A 19,326-nucleotide genomic window follows, 5' to 3' on the forward strand; every position below is an offset into this window, starting at 1 on the left:
ACTAAAAAACGAATGATGATCAAATGTATCACTTTTTTAACCAGGTACCAACGAATCGCTGCCTGGTTATTAGGCCTGTTGCTGCTCACGCAGCACCTTTGTGCCGATGCTGCTCCTCCGGGAAACAGCATTACCCTACACCTTAAAAACGTCAATCTGACCACCGTATTGGTCGCTATGCAAAAACAGAGTAGCTACGTATTCTCATTTGACGAAGTGCAAATGGGACGAATACCGGTAGATGAAATCAGTTGTAAACATGTGCCACTGATGGAGGCATTGGCACTGTTAAAGGATAAATCAGGTATTACCTGGTCAGTGATTGGCAATAACATTGCCTTCCGCATGGCGTCACCTGTACAAAAGCAACAACCCGGCGGATCGGTAAGGGGACGTGTGGTTGATTTTGAAACTGCTCAGCCTTTGCCCGGCGCCACCGTACGTGTGGAAGGTATTTCCAAAGGCGCTATTACCGACAGTGCAGGATTCTATAATATCAATGATATAGCCCCGGGTAGCTATACACTGGTATTTTCTTATGTGAGTTATGCCACCAACCGCCTGTTTAATGTGAAGGTAAGGTCGGGAGAGCGCACCAATGCAGATTTTAAACTGCAGCCTGGGAATAACATGCATGAAGTGGTGGTAAACGGACTTAGCCGCAGAAAGGTAAATAATACCTCCGATGCGACGCTGACAAGCGAGATATATGATGCACATACTGTATTATCTGGTATTTCCAGCGAACAGATCGCCCGTACACTGGATCGTGACGCATCTGAAGTGGTAAAACGTATTGCCGGTGTCAATATCTCGGAAGACCGTTTTGTGATCGTGCGTGGTCTTAATAAGCGCTATAACCTGACTTTCCTGAATGATGCCATTGCACCAGCCTCGGATGCAGACAGCCGCGCATTTTCATACGATGTGATCAATAGCAACGCTATCGACCGTATACTCGTTTATAAGTCGCCTTCACCTGATCTGCCAGGCGAGTTTGCCGGTGGACTCGTAAAGATCTACACCCGAAAAAGTCAGCTTACCCGACAGGTGGACGTACAGGTGAGTGCCCAATACAGGCCCGGTTCCAGCTTCAATGACGTATGGTCTTATGCAGGCAGTAAAACAGATTTTCTGGGCTTTGATAATGGTACACGCAGTCTTCCAAAGGGCATACCTGCTGCAACAGCGTTTAACCATTTGTCTACTGCTGATAATGCCGCCATATCCCGTCAATTTGCCAACAATTATGTGGCAGATAAACAATTTCACGCCGGACCAGATCTCCGCTTTAGCGCTAACTATTATGATGCCTGGAAGATCGGGGGTAAATACCTGAAGAATCTTACAGCCGTTGCCTATACCAATACACACGAACAAAGACTTACCACGCAAAATTCCTATGGTCGCTATCTCGATGGTAACATTCAACAGGGGATACATGGGGCGAGACTTTCCCTGATCCAGACCAATGAAATGAGCATACATAAAAATCTTTCATTCGAACTGCGCAACTTCATCAATCAGGGGGGACAACGTATTACTGCGGAAGACTATCGGGTGCTGGAAGATCATCCCGACTTTGAAAACCGGCATGTCAGTCTGTATTATGTCAGCAATTTCATCTATGCCGGCCAGGTATCGGGAAATTATCAGTTTGGCGAAAAGAATACCCTGCGTGGCAACGTAAGCTATTCCAGTATTCATAAATCGGAACCGGATAACCGTGATTATACATTCTCCCGCAGACTCAATACAACAGACGAATGGGCCTTGTCTGCAGGGCGTGTTTCACGCTACCTGCTGTCACGTAGTTTCAATGATGTAAAGGAAAATGCCTGGCAGGGTAATCTGGATCTGCATATACAAACGCGATCCTGGTTGTCATTTAAGAGCGGCGTCTTTTTTGAACACCGCTGGCGCGATTTCAATAGCCGCACCTTCGTACTGAATAATGGCGAAAATCTGTACGATCCCAATCTGCTGATAAATGCAGGGGAAGATCCAGATCTGGGTAATGGCAAGCAACAATCAGGTACGCCGATCACAGTGTATGAGAAGTATCTGCCACTGTATTTTACCAATGATCTATTCCGCGACAATGGCACCGGCTATCGTTTTTTTGAACGTACTTCCCCCAATAATCAGTATTTCGCCGACAATACCCTGAGTGCCGGTTATCTGCTGGCTGACCTGAACTTCCTGCAGGAAAGATTGAATGTCTTTGGCGGTGTGAGGGTAGAACACAACCGTTTTCGTATCCTGGGAGCCTATGCAACGGGTCTGGCAGCTTATCCATTATCAGTGGACCAACCTATTACCTCTGTGCTGCCTTCCGTAAATGTCTCTTTTAAGGCGGATAGTAGCTTTATTATCCGTGCGGGATATGGCAAGACCTTAAACAGACCGGAGTTCCGTGAGGCGGCTCCTATGCGTTATGTGGACTACCTGAATCAGGAGAGCTACAATGGTAACCCTTCGCTAACCACCGTTAAGATAGATAACAGCGAACTGCGTTTCGAATGGTACCCGCGGAGCAGTTTGCGCAATGATATGATCAATGTAGGATTTTTCTATAAACAACTGGACCGGCCGATAGAGCGTCTCCGGTATGTTGTATCAGAAGGTTTTGATCAGTATTTCTATACAAATACAGGAAAGGCAACCGTCTATGGTACAGAACTGGAAATCCATAAAAACCTTGATTTCCTGCCGGTAAACTGGTGTCGGGATCTGTCGGTGATCGTCAATGGATCATTTTTCCATAGCAACGTAAAAGTACCTTCTATGCCACAATATAGTGGTTACGCCGGTACCCGCGAACGGCCTATGCAGGGGCAGTCACCCTACCTGATCAATGCTTCACTGAATTATGAAAGTATTGTCTATGGTACAAAGATATCCCTGACGTTCAACCGGGCAGGCGACTATATCTATGTGGTAGGATCTAATAAAGACGCTGGTCGTGGTGATCCTGATATTATGATGCACGCGCGTAATCAACTGGACTTCACTTTCCGGCAGCGTATTAACCATTTGCTCAGTATGAGCGCCGGTGTACAGAACATACTGAATACACCTGTACTCATGTATCAGGACTGGAAGCGTAACTATCATTATGAAGAGCTGCAGGGTAAACCTCCGGCTTATGGCAATGGCTTCGATGGCGCCGATATTATTTACCGCCGCTACTACCTGCGGCCTTATTATTCATGCTCACTCAATATGGTACTTTAACATGCGTAATCTTATACTCTTTTTTGCATTGTTCCTTTTTTCCTGCAGGAAATATGAAGCCAGGCTGGAGCAGCAAAATCTTTCTTCAGGTATTGTGCGGGTCACGCAAAACGGATCGGTAGGGGTAAACGGAGCAAAGATCGGTGAAATGGTTACTGTGTATGCAAAGGTCGGAGAACCGGGAGCCGCTCTGCAATTCTTTGCCGGTGGTGTTGCTGCCGATGTGATATCGCATGGTAGCAGACAAATCATTGTACAACCGGAAGCCGGTGGCCAGACCGCTGCTTTACCAGTGGATACATTTGATATACAAATTTCGTCTACAGCAAAGATTGGTCCCGGTACCCTCTACTTTTCGCTCGATGGAAAAAGCTCGGCGGCACTTCCTTTTGAGATCTTCCGGCCAGATATTCTGGTGCCGGGGAAATCGTTCGTAGACCCATTCCTATACACCTACATGGACAGCGTAAGACAGGGAGATGGCAGTTATAGCTATATGCTCCCTAACGAACTGCGGGATGGGATGGTCGGACAGGCGGTCATCAACCAGGTGTCCAGTCTGGCTTACGATGCGAATGGCAATACTTTCTACTTTATTGACCGGCAGCCTGATGACAATTCCTATCGCATCCGTCAGCTGCGCCAGGGACAGGTAACTACCATTGCAGGCGGTGGCAATAATTACATGGCTACTACAGCTGCTCAATTAAAACTTTCTGCTATCGAAGACCTGCAACCTGGCCCGGATGGATGGTTGTATTTTTCGAGCAAATTTTATACGGATCCAGACCCGGTTACAGGTTTTACAGCCCGCCATGCATTGATAGAACGACTGCAGCCAGCTACAGGAGTAGTAGAAATATTAGTAGGTGGCAAGCGGGTTATCGAAAAATACTATTCCCGTCCCTATGATGATTACACCGGTATCGAGGATGGCTCCAGAGATTCGGCAATGGTGATCTATCCCCAGTCCTTCACTTTTGATAAACAGGGAAATCTCTACTTCCTGGATGGTACGGCCGAATATGCTGGTTCTGGCACCCTGCTGAGGCGTTTGAACAGGGACGGTACCCTCGAAACTGTACTGGGTAAGATCGGTAAAGAGGTGTATGACTATGAAGACGTGGATGGTGTGCTGTATAAGGTGCCTTTTTACTATTCCCTCGACGAGCATATGGATGGTTTTGGCGATGCCGTACGGTTGTCTGGTGCGTCAGGTCTGGTACTGGCAGGTAATGGTAAATTATATATCCCATGCAGTGGTGCCGGTTGGCGTCAGAACATTGTAGAGGTAAATCCGGAAACATTGGAAGCTGCTACCATCGTAGGTATGCCGGAAGGTCAGCAGTCATCGCTACGTACCGGTACTTTCCGGGAGGTAGACCTGGGAGGTATTACTTCCTTTGATGTGGACTTCGATGGCAATATCCTGTTTGGTCAGAACATTATCTATAAAATGAACTTACAGGAGGAAACTATCGCCAAACTGGCCGGTGGTGGAACTTACGGCGGCGATTTACGTGCGCTGGTAAAGCAAAGGCAGTCTGGTGAAAATGCAAATCTCACCGGCAGACTGAATAAAATTGTATTTGACCAGTTTGGCAATCTGTATGTTGGCTTCGATTATAATATACCACCGACAGACATGAAGATCAGTAAGATCGTGATCGAACATTAATCTTTAACTAACCGTATGCAAATAAAGAAACTATTACCGCTGCTGCTGATGTTGTTCGCCTGCGGAAAAGAAGCGACTATAAAACCGCCTCCCAAGGCGGCCTACCTGATGTTCTATAACGGGGCGCCCGACTTTTATAATGCAAAAAGTATGGTACTGGTGAATAATCAGCACGCCGGACAACTCGCCTATAATGACAATGGCCGTGGTCTGATAGGTGCGTATAATTCGTCCCTTTATCAATTCACTGATACCGGTGATTTTCGCATCGCTTTTTCTGATAGTACCATTAAAGCCGCTAAGATAACGGAGGGTATTTATCATTTCGCTGATAAAAAGCATTACACTATATACCTCGCTGACAGTCTCGGTTTTTATGAAACTATGTATACCAGTGATGATGTAAACCCCGATCCTGGCATGGCTAAAATAAGGTTATTACACCTGAGTCCAGATGCCGGTGCTGTCTCCTTATTACTGGATAAATCAGCTGTAAAGGGTATACAGGACCTGCATTTTCGGGGGGTAACTGACTACATTCCGGTGTCTCCGGATGTAAAACCAGCCATCAGGATCATGAACGGTGACAATCAGCTGGTGCGTAAGTCGTTTCCGCTGGAAGCCGGTAAGTGTTATACCATGATCCTGCGAGGGTATAACAATACACCGGATGGCGATGTAAATAAAACGCTCAATCTTTCTACCATTATTAACTTCTGATCCATGTTTAAACGAATATATATCCTGTTACTGCTGACAGGCTTTTTTGCCTGTAAAAAGGAGGAACAAGCCACTAACACAGTAGCGATCGTAACACCCTTAATTACCAGATTGGCCCGTACTGCCGTCCAGGCAGGCGATACGCTGCGTATCTACGGACAATCACTGGCGCAGAAAGATTGTATCACAGAAGTATTCATTCATGATCGTAGTTGCCAGGTGTTAAACAGTACTAGTGATAGTCTGATAGTTGTGGTGGGCACACAAACGCTTTCAGGCGTAGTGAAGGTAACAGTAAGCGCCGGACAGCAGTTCCAGAGTGCCAACGGACCGCTTATTGCAGTAAATGGTACACCCGTATTACAGAAGTTCTGGCCGCTGTATGGCATGCCGGGAGATACCATCTCCCTGGTCACGGCACACTTTAGTACCAGCTATAACGACAATGAGATCTACCTGTTGGGACAACGGCTTAAGATCGTACAGAACAATGGTATTGATTCCATCTGGGTGGAAGTACCTGCCGCTATGGGCGCAGGTCCGTTTTCCTGGCAAACCTTCCATGGTCCAATCTTTCAAACCCCGGATACGTTTACGCTTCGCCAGAAAAGTTACCCGGCGACTACTGTGATCGGATGGACGCACCAGGACCCTGCTTTTACATATGTAGATACGCTGTTGCGCGGTTTCGATGCGCTTGCGACTAACAAAGAATACCTGCAAAAGGCTTTCGATACGACACTTTTATATGTTCAGAGCAGTAGTCGTACCTACACAATCTTTCTGCCGGCAAACGGGTTCTATTATGGGCAGCAAACGTCATTAGCTGCCTATTTAGGTAAGGTAAAAGAGAAATCGTATCTGTACTATCAGCCACTGCTGACAGCCGTTATTCCTGGAAGGAAACTCTCTTTTGGACAGTTGCAGGATGGCGATATCTTCAAAACAGCTGCGACGCAGGATGTTGCATTTCCGGGAGGAGATCCTAATCTCTTTAACCAGGTGCAGATCGTGAAAGAAAATGGCCGTACTTATGCTTTTGTAGTTGGTATAGACGGCGGTACAGCGCCACGGGTGGAGATCCTGCGCAGTCACATGGTGGGGAATGCCTGTATCATGGAAACGAATGGAGAGCTTGGCTCGCTGCCTATGTAAACACTATAAAAAGAGTAGGGCTAGCCTCATTGCCAGCCCTACTCTTAATGATAATCTTACCAGCTATTTAGAATGTAAGCATTTTCGCCTGTTCAGGAATGATCAGTTTAATATGTAAAGGGTTGTATGCTTTTAACTGTTCCTGAATGATCTGTTCTCTGTTACCGCCCGGTTTCATATGGGTGATCACCACCGGGAAGTTCTTCAAAGTTTCCGCGCCTGCAAGTGAAGCTAAATCCTGTAACTCCGACATTAACCAGTGTGGCGTAAGATGACCAAATAATTGCTTATCTGCCTGCTCGTTGGCAAAAGAGACCTCTATAAAAATAGCCTTTAATTTTTTCGCTTTTAGCAGCGGCGCCGCCTGTTGCCAGAGCAGGTGCAATTTATCACTATGTTCTACTGAATCCGGACCTGTATCCCCCAGGTATAGCAGATAAGCCTCTTCGCTACGCAAGAGGAATGCCGTACTCTGGTAAGGATTTGAATGGCTGAGTGGATACGCCGTTACCTGCATCTCTGTGTTTTCCAAAGGCGCTTCGACACCTGGTGCAAGTGTGGTATAGTGATATTTACCAAGCGCAGGCTTATCGCCTTCATTGGCAAAATTGGCCCAGCTTTTCCAGGTGAAGTACTTATCTTTTAAGATATCAAGACAGTAATCCAGTCCATAAATGTGCTTTGTGCTGTCATCCGGAGAATTAATGATCATGCCAGCCAGGTGATCCAGGTGACCATGAGAGATCAGAAAGCCCTTCACCTGTTGTTTTAATACCGATGATGCCGTACCATGCAACAGTTTTGCCTGTATGGCCTTTTCAATGCCAAAATGCACTGTGCCTGCGTCCAGACATACATACGCTTCATGTTGCTGCGGAGCGATCATATAAGCCGAGAGATTGCTTTCGTCGGTACCGCCTTTGACGCCAAGTGGTATCACTTTGAAGGAAGTTTGTGAATAGGCAAATTGACAAAGCAGCGTTCCTGCTAATGTGAGCGTGGTTAAAACGGACTTCATCCGGTAAAGTTACCTTATTATTTTTCTGGCAATGAAATAATATGTATGCATACCATTTCAGGTAATTCCCGGAAAATTTCCGGCGCTTTTTCCCGGTTTTACCTATTTTTACGGCCAAAGCTGACTTTTGGGTCAGGAACATTAGCAAGGCGGACGCGCGTTACTATTACAAACGTCCGGAATTTCATGAAAAGCGTTGATAATGAGAGCCAAAAAAGAGAATGTACGGGAGGTATTTCCCGCCACTATTGACAGGTTAATAGAGCGGGCACAGGACGCCGGCGTAACTTTAACCGAAGCGGCTATTGCTGCAGAACTTGGCATCCCAATGGAGGCATTTAACATGTATTACCAGAAGGACAAGGCGCCATCTGAAGTTTTTGACCTGATGCGGAAGACATACAAGCAGTTTATAGGTAAACTATACATCGAGCGTGTTGTGCTGACCGATGAAGTGGATGAACCGGATGATGAAGACGAAGATTGATAACTAGTGAGTTATTGTTAAAATAGAGATATTATAAGTCTGAAGGCCTGCTCCTGGGAGCGGGCCTTCGCATTTTGCTTAATACTACCAGACTTATTCCTGCTTGTCCATTGTACACCCATAGCATGCATACGAACTTTGTATCAACAAATTAATTATTCATATGCTGAACAATTTGAACTTAGCAGCCCTTGGTCAATATATAGACCTGGTAAAGAACAAACCGGAAGAAGGAAAGGCTTTTATGGGGATCACCGCCCGATGGAAAGGTGGGGTCAATGCTGAAATAACGACACACGCTAAAAAAATAGGTTCACAGGAAAATAGCAGACAGTTTAAGTTTATGAGCGGTGAACCGGAAGAGTTATTAGGAGATAATAATTATCCGGGTCCGCAGGGCTATATGCTCGGGGGGATGGCTGGGTGATGGTACGCAGGAGCAATACGATGAAATCGTAGCGCACGTCCGCAGGTTTTCTCCTGGTTATAATACCATTGCAAATCCTGTGGAGGTGATACTGGATGAGCAGCTATAACGGGAAAGAGACATACAATGTTATAAAGGCTGGACGATGTCCGGCCTTTATAACATCCGGGCCAATGAATATTAATAAGGCAGGCAGCCAGGGAGATGTATGCCGATAATTCTCCATGCATATTTCATTTCTTTGAATATTTTTGTTTGTAATGCCGTCCCCGTCTCGGTACTGGTATGTGCTTCAGGATACACTGGCCAGCTTTGAAAGATTAACTATGAGAATATCGGTTAAAATATTATGGATCACGGCCTTGGGAGCAATGGTATCGTTTGTTCTGATAATATTACTTGTCAATTTCAGGATCATTGGTCATATGGTATCAATGTCTGCATTAGAGAATCCCGGATCTGTACAGTCATCTGAGATAATTACGGAAGACGGTGTTGTATTAAGTAAGTATTATAAAACAGATCGTTCCTACACCGATTATGAGGCTATTTCAGTGCATCTTACCAATGCTCTCCTGGCTACAGAAGATCGGCATTTTTATGATCACACCGGAGTGAGGAGTGTCGATATGATGGGCATGTTCATGTACCCGCTCATCGGGAAGTGGAAACATGGTTATGGTACCATCTCTATGCAGCTGTCCCGCAGACTACTGATCAATAATGGCGCCAGATATGGTACCGGTAATGCGTTCGATGATATTGATACTTTTCTGAAAATAGAGGAAAGTCTGCTGACAATAAAACTCGAGCGCCATTTCACAAAACAGGAAATCATAGCGCTTTATCTTAATACAGCTCGTTTTGGAGGAGAAATATACGGTATTGAAAATGCCGCCCGTGTATTTTTCAGCAAAGATCCTGGTCATCTTTCCCTGGAAGAAGCTGCAATGCTTATTGGCATGTTAAAAGGTAACAGACTATATAATCCATACCGAAATCCCAAAGTGGCTCCTTTACGCCGTAATACTGTACTTCAATTAATGCGGAAATATGATTTTATTACCCAGGCGGAAGCAGCGGAAGCAGAAGTTAGACCTATTTTGCTCCGTCATAGTAAGATAGAATATAATAAAGGTTATAACCTGTACTTCAGAGATGTATTGCGTGAGAGTCTGGAGAAATGGTGCAATGCGCATAAAGCACCTGACGGATCTCCATACAATCTGTATGAGGACGGCCTGAAAGTCTATACCACGATTAACGCGGCAACTACGACAGGTGACTTCATTGCAAACCCTATCTATATCACCTGTATAAAAGACAGGTATGGTAATATCCTGCAGACATTTACTAAAAGGACAAACGATTCATCACCCAAAGCACATCAGCCATAATACGTCACGGTACTCAAATAGAATAATATGATGATAATGAAGACAAGTGTGCTGTTGTTAGCTATTGGAGCTGTTTTTTCAGCCTGCTTTGCTTCAGAAAGACGTCGACAGGATACCACAAATAATACCTCCGGATACAACACCACTGTTACACAACAGGATACTTCCGGCTGTACTTATCAGTACGATTCAACATTGCAGCAGAAGGTATATGATTGGGTGGATGAGCGACCGAAGTATGCAAGCGGGGACGAGGCCCAGTTAAGGTTTTTCTCGATGAATTTTAATTATCCCCCGGATCACGATGAATTTCAGGGTACTATCCGGTTAACATATATCATTGATGTTGATGGGCAGATGCGCGATGCGAAAATTCTGGATAAAGCCGAAGCTGACTATTCCCCTTTTGAGAAGGATGCTTTACGGGTATTATCGCTTATGCCCAGATGGAAACCAGGCTGTTGTCAGGGGAAAGAAGTGCCCGTAAGACTGAATTGGTTTGTACATTTCTGATTAAACAGTGAGCAGTCAATACAACGTATATGTGTCCGTGATATTGAGGTTGAAGGAAGGATAATATTACCTTGGTTGACATTAGTGCCAGGAATTATTGAAATGATCAAAAGGAGGGGGTGATAACCACCCCCAAAATACTACAGTGAATTTACCGGTTCGTAATCAGGATAATCGATATACCCTTTCTCCCCACCCGCATAATACGTATCAATATCCGCTTCAGCGACAGATGAACGAATGGGGAGAGCAGAACAGGGGATTAGTAGAAAATATCATTCTCGAACGTCGCAAAAGGATGGACTGACAAACGCAATAATAAAATAGCCGGATCAACTGATCCGGCTATTTTAGTTATAATTTTATCTTTTCAAATTCGTCGCTTAGCTCTATTTCTTCTTTCTGTTTCAGTTTCTCGATCTTCGCGACAACCTTTTCCAGATCTTTCCTGTATGCCGGATCAAAGCCCATCGCCTTGTACAGCAGCAGTGCCTGTGTTTCGTAGAACCCATTCAGGACACTTTTATCCTCAATCGGTGCGATCGTCTTCATCGTCGTTTTAATGTGATTAAGACCCTCTTTCACACCTGCAAGGTCCGTCGCTGTCAGATAATATCTGTAAGCAAGGTTATTATTAGCGGCACGTAATGTAGCACGAAGAATATTGAATTCTTCCAGGTAATCCCACATTGTTACCTTGCCTAATTCATTGATAATACGGTGGCACACCTCATAAGACGCTTCCTCCCGACCGGCTTCATAAAGGGCATAGCGTTGGTGATCCCATACATAAGCCCACCATCTCATCTCTGTGCAATTAGATTCAGTCAGCATTTTTTCCAGTTTTTCCAGCAATGCAAGCGCCTCGTCATAAAATCCGGTTTGTACAAGCGCTGAAGTCTCCTTCATTTGTTCATCAAACGATTCTTTATTGAACGGATAGATCTCATGCACTGGCAGTAACTGGAAAGACGCATATGGGAATGTCAGTTTGTATGATCCGTCAATACCAGCCGTTTTAGCGATCTCCTGGGACTGTGTAAAGTATTCTTTGGCAGTTTTCACATCTCCTTCCAGGAAGTAACTCCAGCCGATGTAATAGACCGCCTGATGATGGTATTCATAGCTGTTCACAGGAGTGACTGCAGACAGCTTTTCCCTTGCCGCCTCATAGTTTTTATCAATGATCAGACCTAAGCCCCAATGCATCATCAGATAGTCATTGGAGAATCTGTTCTTTCTGTTCTTAAAGCACCACTCAAATACGGCTGTATAGATCGCATGCGGGATGTAATTGGTCAGGTTATTTTCCCTTGCGAGTGCACTACCACACGTTTCAACGGTGCGGAGCGGAAGAGGTACGAATTTGATATTCTCCGCACTTCTGGCAATAGCTGCATCACAGATCTCCCGGGTACGCATTTCCAAAGGAACGTATTCAAGGGCAGTACCATAGTTTGTTGAGCAGGCCTGCATACACATTTCCTTTGTAATAAACTGTGCCGGAACGTGTGCAAAGTCATAGGAATCTCTCTTTACAGCGATATCGCAGATCCGTTGTGTCTTATACTTATCCGGGAGATTGTACAGATGTTCCTTGTCTTCATTTTTATCCAATGCTTTGATGATATAGTCTTCCGTCCAGAAACAGGCCCATACTTTACGGAAAGTATCGTAGTCGAATTCTTTCCTCTTATCATATTCATCGACCTTGTTTTTGTTCTTGTCCCAGCCGTAAGCTATTGCTTTCTCTGCGAATGCAGGAAGATGTCCCAGGTGTTTTTTAAAGTAATCATAGTCCTGTTTGCCAACGTACTTTGCATTTACATGATCAAAAGCGTCAATGCCAAACTTACGTACCGTCTCGCCCATTCTCTCAATAGATGAGAGGGAACCATATTTCCACGCATCTGTGTCATAACGTTCTACGATAAAAGGCCACATAGGGTCATTCCCGTATTTCTCAGCAGCATGCGCATAGATTTCCTTATCAACCAGTCCTGCACGAAGATTGGTGATCGCCAGTATGTGGGTCTCAACGGCCTGTTTGATATATTCATTGGAGGAATACTTAGAGGGGAGCTCTTTATAAGGATAGTCCCCAAGAATTCCTCCGGCAATCAGGGCTATATTCATCCGCTCGTCCTGGAACTCCTTTGGCACCGCCTGATAGCTATGCTGATTCTGACTCACCGCATCAAAGCAGAGTGCATAGTTTAGCTGATCTGCTGGTAAAACGGTTAGGTTGATCCCTTCGGGATGGATCCGTAGCAGTTTTTCGGAAAAGAATCGTGCGGGAATTTCCTTATACTCCGCCGGCTCAGCCCTCTGTACAGCATGGAAAACGATTTCTTCAGTCAGGGATGCAGCGTCGAAAAAGGCGATGATGCTTCCGGTGACATCCAGTTGTCCCTTCGTCCTGTGGTCCAGTAAAGCATGCATCATCTCCGTGCTTCTGAACGCAGGCGGTATTTTGCTGATCTTTGCATAGATCCATTGAGATGGCGATTGACCGACTCTCTCGTAGAGATCAGGACCATAGGTTTTGAGGGTTTCGGTTAAGAAATTGTCCCAGTATTCCTGTCCTTTCTCTGTGGATACCGGTTTTTTAGTATCCCAGTCTACCGTCACGGGTTCACCAAAGATATAGGAGAGGTCTTTATGTTCTGTGTAAGGTCTGGCTTTATCATTTGCACTAAGCGCCTGTTGATACCAGGTGTCTGCCGTTTCGGTATCTCCCTGTAGGAAAAAAACCAATCCCAGTAACCAGTAGTTGCTGAAAAAGCCTTCAATGTCAATGGATCTCTCCAGATAAGTTTTCGCTTCTTCCAGTTCTCCCATATAGATCAGCGCCTCTGCGATGATCCTTAGATAGAAGTGGGTATCCTTTTTTCTGGCAATGCCTATCTGTGCCCATTCAATGGCCTGGTCGTAGGCGCCCATCCGGATGGCGGAGATGCCTCCCTTCTGGAGACACTCAAATTCATACAGCACATGTTCGGGAGTAAGCGGGATCCCTTTGGCATACAGCTGCATTGCCTGTCCATAGGCTTTCTTGCTGTACAGCAACTTACCGGCAGCGCTGTAGGCAGGGTAATACCCCGGAGACTTACTGATCGCCTCTTTGTACGCCTGGTAAGCGCCGATAAGGTCATTTTCTTCTTTCAGTGCCGCTCCTTTTTTCACTAACCTGATGCCTTCTGCTGTTACACCATCCAGAAAAGGATGCTTCCCGGCTTTGACAGCTTCGTAGATGGCTGTGTAATTGATATCCATGGAATCGTGCCATGATTCCTCGATCTGGTAGCAAAACTCCGGCCTGAATACATAAGCATATTCATGCCATGCCAGCAGGAGAGCGTCCGTCTGGTAGGTAATGAGATCATCGTAATTATATAGCGCAGTGATGACCGTTTCAGGAGGAAAGGTGAAAGAGTTAAGGTCAAAGAACCAGGAGAAGAAATACGGCACATCGAGCTCTCTGTGTGGTAGTGTTCTTAACACTTCGTGATCTTCCGCAGTAGCGAGCGCTACATATCTGATGGTTTCTTTTCCAAGTGTTTTCTGTAAGTATCCAAGTGCGAGATAATCAGCAGTAGTATTACCTGTTACATAATATTCGGAAGGAAGTTCACCCTGAATATTCAGGTCACCGCGTACGATGATAAAGCCACCGGTAGAAAGCTCTCTGTCGAGATGCAGATCACCATCATGATAAAGGAATCCTTTTTCTTCGATGTTTTCTTCGAAATATTCGCGTTCGCTTTCATAGTTATATGAATAGCTGTTGTCTTCATCATCCCAGAAGTCGAATAGCTGATCTACTCCCAACAGCTGAAGCACTTCATCATAGGATACTTTTCTGAAACCATCCTGTAATGCTTTGGATACCTGTGTTTCAGCTGCCGGAGCACTGGATGGCGTTTCTATATCAAACAAGCCGGCACTCTTAACGATCATCATGCTGAATTGTGGCCTTATACGCATGATCTCAGCCATCGCGGCTTCAAAACCCTCCTTGTCAGTGTGTCCAAATCCTTTGGAAAAGTGGATCATATGTACATGTCCTGAAGGATCACCTACATACACACGCGTTTCATCGTCATCTCCTACTTGTCCGAGTACCCAGAAGCACTGCATAAAATAATCCTTTTCCCGTTCCAGCAGATCGAATTGAAGCTTGTAATGGCCTTCGAAGAACTTAAAAGTGTTATACAGGTTATTGGCCTGCTCAAATTCATCTGTGAAAGCATACACGTCACAGATGAAAGGTCCTTTGACGAAAGAGAAATTTCCTTTTTCAAGCCAGTAATCTACGTAGTCGGAAGGCATTTCAAAGTCGATGCAGTCTTCCATCGCAGAAATGTTGTCTTCATTTACGGGTGTAATTTCAGGCTTTACGTCAGGGTAATTTTGTTCTACGTAATCTGCTACAGCCAAAAGGTTTTCGTACAGTTCTACAGGTATGACGAGCTTTTCTGCAGGGGGGAGGGCTACATACCCTTTTTTTGTTTTTTCCGCGATCAGTTTGTCAGCGGCCTTTTTGCATTCTTCTTCGGAAGCGAACTGTTTGGTTTGGGATTGTCCTGTTGTGCCAACTTTTCCATATTGTACAGTAAGGTCAGTACCGTTCGTTTCGATGTCCCAGAATTTGTGTGATTTCTCATCCTGGTAAATAAACCTGGCTTTCATAAAAATACGTGTTTAATAGGGCTTTTAACTCTAAATGGTTTGGGGTGGCAAATGTAGTGTATAAAAAGCGAATGGCATAGTCTGATGACCATGCCATTCGCTTTTTTAGTAAGAACCCCTTGACGGGATTACGTTTATTGTTAAAAGTTATTCGGATCTTAGTGCTTTTACAGGGTTCATCAGCGCAGCTTTGACCGCCAGCATACTAACCGTCAGCAGTGCTGTGGCAACGCTCAATACACCTGCTATTCCGATCATCCACCACTGGATGGTTACCCGGTAGGCAAAGCCCTGCAACCATTCCTGCATCGCCCACCATACTGCTGGTGTCGCGATAAGGATAGCGATCAGTACCAGTTTTACAAAATCCGAAGATAACAGGGTAACGATGTTAGTTACGGATGCGCCCAGTACTTTGCGTACGCCGATCTCTTTTACCCGCTGTTCGGTTGTATAAGTGGCCAGTCCGAATAAACCCAGACAGGCAATAAAGATCGTCAGTCCGGCGAAAGCGGCAAATAACTCTCCAAAGCGGGCATCCTGTTTATATTGTGTGTTAAAGGACTGGTCCAGGAAATTGTACAGGAACGGGCGGTGTGGCGCCAGTGAGCTCCAGGTCTGTTCGAGTTCTTTTAGGGTCTTTGATAAGTGATCTGTTTTTATCCGAAGAGATAGCTTATTCAATGATGAAGGAGGCGCCATTCTCATGGCAAGCGGTTCTACCTTTTTATGCAGGGACTGATAGTTGAAATCTTTTACCACGCCGATCACTGTGCCCTTACGGCCCCATTGTTCAAAACGTTTGCCTACGATCTCTTCCGGATTGGAATAGCCGTACTGTTTCATAGCAGCTTCATTGATCAGGAGTGAGGCGGTATCATCCACCGGGAAGTTCCTGGAATAGGCTCTTCCTGCCGCCATTTTCATCTCGTAGACCGGAATAAAGTCGTAGTCTATTTCATACATGGCAGGCGTTTCACTTTTCATATCACCGCTTTTGGATTCGATATGCGTAGTGCCGTTTGGATAAAAGTCACCCGGTACCGCCCTGGATGCGGAAATAGATTGTACTGCAGGATTTTCTGCCAGTGTGGCTTTAATCGCTTCTACAGATTCATTTACTTTCTGATCGCCACCGTAATCAATGACCAGCATCTGGTCCTGACGGAAACCCAGTGTATGTGATCGCATGTGCCGCAGCTGTGAATAGACGATCATGGTACCCGCAATCAGTGCAACGGATAAACTGAACTGTACAACGACCAATCCCTTCCGCAGCGCAACGCCTTTGCTGGAAGAGCGGAATTGCCCTTTGAGGACCTCTACAGGCCTGAAACGGGACAATACCCAGGCGGGATAGCTACCTGCTAGTAAACCCAGCAGGAAGGGCATTAAAATAAGCACAGGCGTTATTTTCCAGGAGAGAAGTAAAGCATAAGTGAACGGTTTGCCCGCTATCTCCCCGACAAAAGGTAAAGTAATGATAAGCAGTATGATGGATAGCAGTACTGCTGCAAATGAAAGAAGGATAGACTCCGTCAGAAACTGGTATATCAGTCCCTGCTGATAAGCGCCTACTGCTTTCCTGACCCCAACTTCCCTGGCTCTTTCCATAGAACGGGCAGTGGAGAGGTTCACGAAATTGATACAGGCGATCAACAGGATAAACAATCCGATCATGGAGAATATATAGACGTTTGACAGACTTCCCGTTGGACCTGGTTGTCGTAGTGCCTTTGAATGCAGGTAGGCTGCTGATAAAGGCTCAAAAGCGACGGTATAGAGATCATTGTTGTTTTTGGGATAATGACGGGACACATAGCCGGGAATTCTCGCTTCCAGGGCCTTAATATCGGTCTGCTCCGGTAAAAGGAAGTAGGTATAGAAGTCTATATACCCCCATTCATTAAAGATCTCCGGCCGCCATTTGATGAAGGTGGTCATAGACACCAATGCATGAAAACTGAGGTGTGAATTGGCCGGAACATCCTCCATCATACCTGTCACCGTGAAAGTCTCCTGGTTTTCTACACGGAGTGTCTTCCCTACAGGATTCTCATCACCGAAATATTTTTTAGCCATGCTTCTGGTCAGCACGATGCTGTTAGGGGCCACAAGCGCCTGTTTGGGGCTACCTGCCAGCATCTTCCAGCTAAAGACGTCAAAAACGGTGGAGTCGGTAAATACGACGCCTTCTTCCTGGAAATGTTTATCACCATGTTCCAGCAGGAAGGTATTCGGACTGGTAAACTGAACAGTTTTCTTTATCTCCGGAAAGTCAGCTGCGAGCGCCGGAGCAGTTGGTGCATTACCCCATACCTGGTATTGTTCAGGAAAAGGAGCGGTGTTTTTGTCAACATCTTTTGCATTGCGGTAGGAATGCAATACCCGGTATATCTGGTTAAAATTGGTATTATACCGATCATATGACAACTCATCCTGGACGTATAACATGATCAGTATACAACAGGTAATCCCAATGGCCAGACCTGTTATATTGATAGCCGAATAGGCCTTCTTTCTTGATAGGTTGCGCCAGGCAATTTTTAGATAGTTTTTTAACATAATGATGTGTTGGTATGATAGCGGCAATCTTATTCAGGGGACAGGATCAAAAAGACTGCCACTTTCCATACCGGCTACTATGGCTTATCTTAAGTTTTCCGGATGTTTAAAGTGTTCATATGCGGACATTTACTCCGGCCGGAAATGAACAGGCGTAACAGAAGGGATACTGGCTGATATTCGGTTTGTCTTTTACCAGATATTTGTTATCCTACGTTAATCTTACGTTCCGGAACGTAGGATTAACGTAGGATAACAAATATCTAAACGGCATCTGATACTATTTACTTCCTTTTCTATTGTAAGATATCAAATATTCCGGGTACGCACATGACAGTAAAACCCCATCATCCTGCTTATCACTTAACGCCATCTGTTGATCTGCTTTTTATTCATCGGTATAAAAAATATGTAATTACGCCTGCACATCAATCCGTTACTACTACTGATTTTCCGACTATTTTCCCTTTACTTGCTTCCTGATAGGCATTTCTGATCTCATTAAAGGCATATGTCTTATCTAACACAATTTTGAGATCCTGCTTCGCCAGCGCTGACAGTGTATGCAGCTTTTCCGATGTAGGTTTTAGTATCAATACTTTCAGTTTTTTTCCGGAGAAAAGGTTATTGACAACAGATTGCAACAATACAAGCGGGGAGGGCAGCGTAGTGATGAAAGTAGCTTTCTTTTTCATCAGCTTTTTAGCAGCAGTAAAAGACAGTTTCGTAGAAAGATCAATGACCGTATCAAAACGCTGATCAATATGCAGGATATTCTGTTTGGTATAATCAATGACCTGGTCAGCCCCCCATGTTTTTGCTAAGACTGTTCCCTGCGTACCAGCTACCGCTGTCACCCTGGCGCCGCGTTTTTTTGCGATCTGTATGGCGTATACGCCAATGCCACCTGTAGCCCCGTTTATCAGTACATCCTGGCCTTTATGGATGTGGGCCAGTTCGTCAATGATCTGCAACGCTGAAAGTCCGGTTACAGGTAAGGCGGCTGCCTGTTCAAAAGAGATATTGGCAGGTTTGGGCGCAAGGTCTGTTTCTTTGACAAGCACATAATCTGCCAGTGCGCCACCTTTAAATACATCGACTAAACCGATTACAGCATCGCCTGATTTAAAGCGGGTAATATTGCCACCAATGCTTTCTACAATACCAGAGAAGTCAATACCAATCGTTTTTGGGAATTTTGATCCGGACATCAGTTTCATTTCTCCACCATAGACTTTCCAGTCCAGCGGATTAATAGAGACGGCTTTTACCCGGATGAGCAATTGATCTTTTTCCGGTACGGGTACTGCGTCTTCAATTATTTCCAGTACGTTTTCATTGCCAAACTGTTTATAGATTACTTTTTTCATAGAGCGTTGTTGTTGATTTTTTAGAAAGAAAGACCCGGCAACCCTGACAGCTGCCGGGCTTTATGGT

Annotated in this window: 12 protein-coding genes; 8 read left to right on the forward strand and 4 right to left on the reverse strand. The window is 45.2% G+C overall.

Features of this window, described 5'->3' with window-relative positions; all coding sequences use genetic code 11:
• Positions 1–12: 12 nt before the first annotated feature.
• The 4 genes from BMZ72_RS05345 to BMZ72_RS05360 are packed head-to-tail and all read left to right on the forward strand — an operon-like array spanning position 13 to position 6,790.
• Positions 13–3,237 carry a TonB-dependent receptor gene (locus BMZ72_RS05345; RefSeq protein ID WP_089805981.1) on the forward strand — a complete coding sequence of 1,075 codons (3,225 nt, stop codon included), beginning with the start codon at positions 13–15 and terminating at the stop codon, positions 3,235–3,237.
• A gap of 1 nt (position 3,238) precedes the next feature.
• Positions 3,239–4,915, forward strand: coding sequence for an NHL repeat-containing protein (locus BMZ72_RS05350; protein ID WP_089805983.1), 1,677 nt, complete (start codon positions 3,239–3,241; stop codon positions 4,913–4,915).
• A 15-nt stretch (positions 4,916–4,930) separates the two neighbouring features.
• A complete protein-coding gene (locus tag BMZ72_RS05355; RefSeq protein WP_089805984.1) occupies positions 4,931–5,635 on the forward strand; it encodes a DUF4397 domain-containing protein in 705 nt (234 codons plus the stop codon).
• A gap of 3 nt (positions 5,636–5,638) precedes the next feature.
• Complete coding sequence (locus BMZ72_RS05360) at positions 5,639–6,790, forward strand: IPT/TIG domain-containing protein (RefSeq protein ID WP_089805986.1); 1,152 nt, start codon at positions 5,639–5,641, stop codon at positions 6,788–6,790.
• 67 nt (positions 6,791–6,857) lie between these two features.
• On the opposite strand, the gene BMZ72_RS05365 is transcribed toward BMZ72_RS05360, so the two are convergent.
• Positions 6,858–7,808 carry an MBL fold metallo-hydrolase gene (locus BMZ72_RS05365; protein ID WP_089805988.1) on the reverse strand — a complete coding sequence of 317 codons (951 nt, stop codon included), beginning with the start codon at positions 7,806–7,808 and terminating at the stop codon, positions 6,858–6,860.
• Between the two features lie 202 nt (positions 7,809–8,010).
• On the opposite strand from BMZ72_RS05365, the gene BMZ72_RS05370 reads away from it, so the two are divergent.
• From BMZ72_RS05370 to BMZ72_RS05385, 4 genes are all read left to right on the forward strand, one after another.
• Positions 8,011–8,295, forward strand: a complete 285-nt coding sequence (locus BMZ72_RS05370) for a hypothetical protein (RefSeq protein WP_089805990.1) — start codon at positions 8,011–8,013, stop codon at positions 8,293–8,295.
• Between the two features lie 163 nt (positions 8,296–8,458).
• Positions 8,459–8,722 carry an OsmC family protein gene (locus tag BMZ72_RS05375; RefSeq protein WP_089805992.1) on the forward strand — a complete coding sequence of 88 codons (264 nt, stop codon included), beginning with the start codon at positions 8,459–8,461 and terminating at the stop codon, positions 8,720–8,722.
• Positions 8,723–9,156: 434 nt separating this feature from the next.
• A complete protein-coding gene (locus tag BMZ72_RS05380; RefSeq protein WP_177222684.1) occupies positions 9,157–10,119 on the forward strand; it encodes a transglycosylase domain-containing protein in 963 nt (320 codons plus the stop codon).
• A 36-nt stretch (positions 10,120–10,155) separates the two neighbouring features.
• A complete protein-coding gene (locus BMZ72_RS05385) occupies positions 10,156–10,632 on the forward strand; it encodes an energy transducer TonB (protein ID WP_177222685.1) in 477 nt (158 codons plus the stop codon).
• Positions 10,633–10,986: 354 nt separating this feature from the next.
• Here the strand turns inward: BMZ72_RS05385 and BMZ72_RS05390 are convergent, their stop codons facing one another.
• The 3 genes from BMZ72_RS05390 to BMZ72_RS05400 all read right to left on the reverse strand — a co-directional run bounded on the left by BMZ72_RS05390 (position 10,987) and on the right by BMZ72_RS05400 (position 19,259).
• The gene (locus BMZ72_RS05390; protein WP_089805998.1) at positions 10,987–15,324 is read right to left on the reverse strand and encodes a WGR domain-containing protein; all 4,338 of its coding nucleotides are present in this window, start codon (positions 15,322–15,324) and stop codon (positions 10,987–10,989) included.
• A gap of 147 nt (positions 15,325–15,471) precedes the next feature.
• The gene (locus BMZ72_RS05395) at positions 15,472–17,889 is read right to left on the reverse strand and encodes an ABC transporter permease (RefSeq protein ID WP_089806000.1); all 2,418 of its coding nucleotides are present in this window, start codon (positions 17,887–17,889) and stop codon (positions 15,472–15,474) included.
• Positions 17,890–18,317: 428 nt separating this feature from the next.
• Positions 18,318–19,259 carry an NAD(P)-dependent alcohol dehydrogenase gene (locus BMZ72_RS05400; RefSeq protein ID WP_089806001.1) on the reverse strand — a complete coding sequence of 314 codons (942 nt, stop codon included), beginning with the start codon at positions 19,257–19,259 and terminating at the stop codon, positions 18,318–18,320.
• Positions 19,260–19,326 lie beyond the last annotated feature (67 nt).

Origin of the sequence: Chitinophaga sp. YR627, from assembly GCF_900114995.1 — a bacterium.
Classification (GTDB): domain Bacteria; phylum Bacteroidota; class Bacteroidia; order Chitinophagales; family Chitinophagaceae; genus Chitinophaga.

What these genes read in the sequence shown, in the direction of transcription:
- BMZ72_RS05375 (WP_089805992.1), top strand. Translation starts at nt 8,459, where the DNA reads ATGCTGAACAATTTGAACTTAGCAGCCCTTGGTCAATATATAGACCTG.
- BMZ72_RS05365 (WP_089805988.1), bottom strand. Translation starts at nt 7,808, where the DNA reads ATGAAGTCCGTTTTAACCACGCTCACATTAGCAGGAACGCTGCTTTGT.
- BMZ72_RS05390 (WP_089805998.1), bottom strand. Translation starts at nt 15,324, where the DNA reads ATGAAAGCCAGGTTTATTTACCAGGATGAGAAATCACACAAATTCTGG.
- BMZ72_RS05395 (WP_089806000.1), bottom strand. Translation starts at nt 17,889, where the DNA reads ATGTTAAAAAACTATCTAAAAATTGCCTGGCGCAACCTATCAAGAAAG.
- BMZ72_RS05360 (WP_089805986.1), top strand. Translation starts at nt 5,639, where the DNA reads ATGTTTAAACGAATATATATCCTGTTACTGCTGACAGGCTTTTTTGCC.
- BMZ72_RS05380 (WP_177222684.1), top strand. Translation starts at nt 9,157, where the DNA reads ATGTCTGCATTAGAGAATCCCGGATCTGTACAGTCATCTGAGATAATT.
- BMZ72_RS05355 (WP_089805984.1), top strand. Translation starts at nt 4,931, where the DNA reads ATGCAAATAAAGAAACTATTACCGCTGCTGCTGATGTTGTTCGCCTGC.
- BMZ72_RS05385 (WP_177222685.1), top strand. Translation starts at nt 10,156, where the DNA reads ATGAAGACAAGTGTGCTGTTGTTAGCTATTGGAGCTGTTTTTTCAGCC.
- BMZ72_RS05350 (WP_089805983.1), top strand. Translation starts at nt 3,239, where the DNA reads ATGCGTAATCTTATACTCTTTTTTGCATTGTTCCTTTTTTCCTGCAGG.
- BMZ72_RS05370 (WP_089805990.1), top strand. Translation starts at nt 8,011, where the DNA reads ATGAGAGCCAAAAAAGAGAATGTACGGGAGGTATTTCCCGCCACTATT.
- BMZ72_RS05345 (WP_089805981.1), top strand. Translation starts at nt 13, where the DNA reads ATGATGATCAAATGTATCACTTTTTTAACCAGGTACCAACGAATCGCT.
- BMZ72_RS05400 (WP_089806001.1), bottom strand. Translation starts at nt 19,259, where the DNA reads ATGAAAAAAGTAATCTATAAACAGTTTGGCAATGAAAACGTACTGGAA.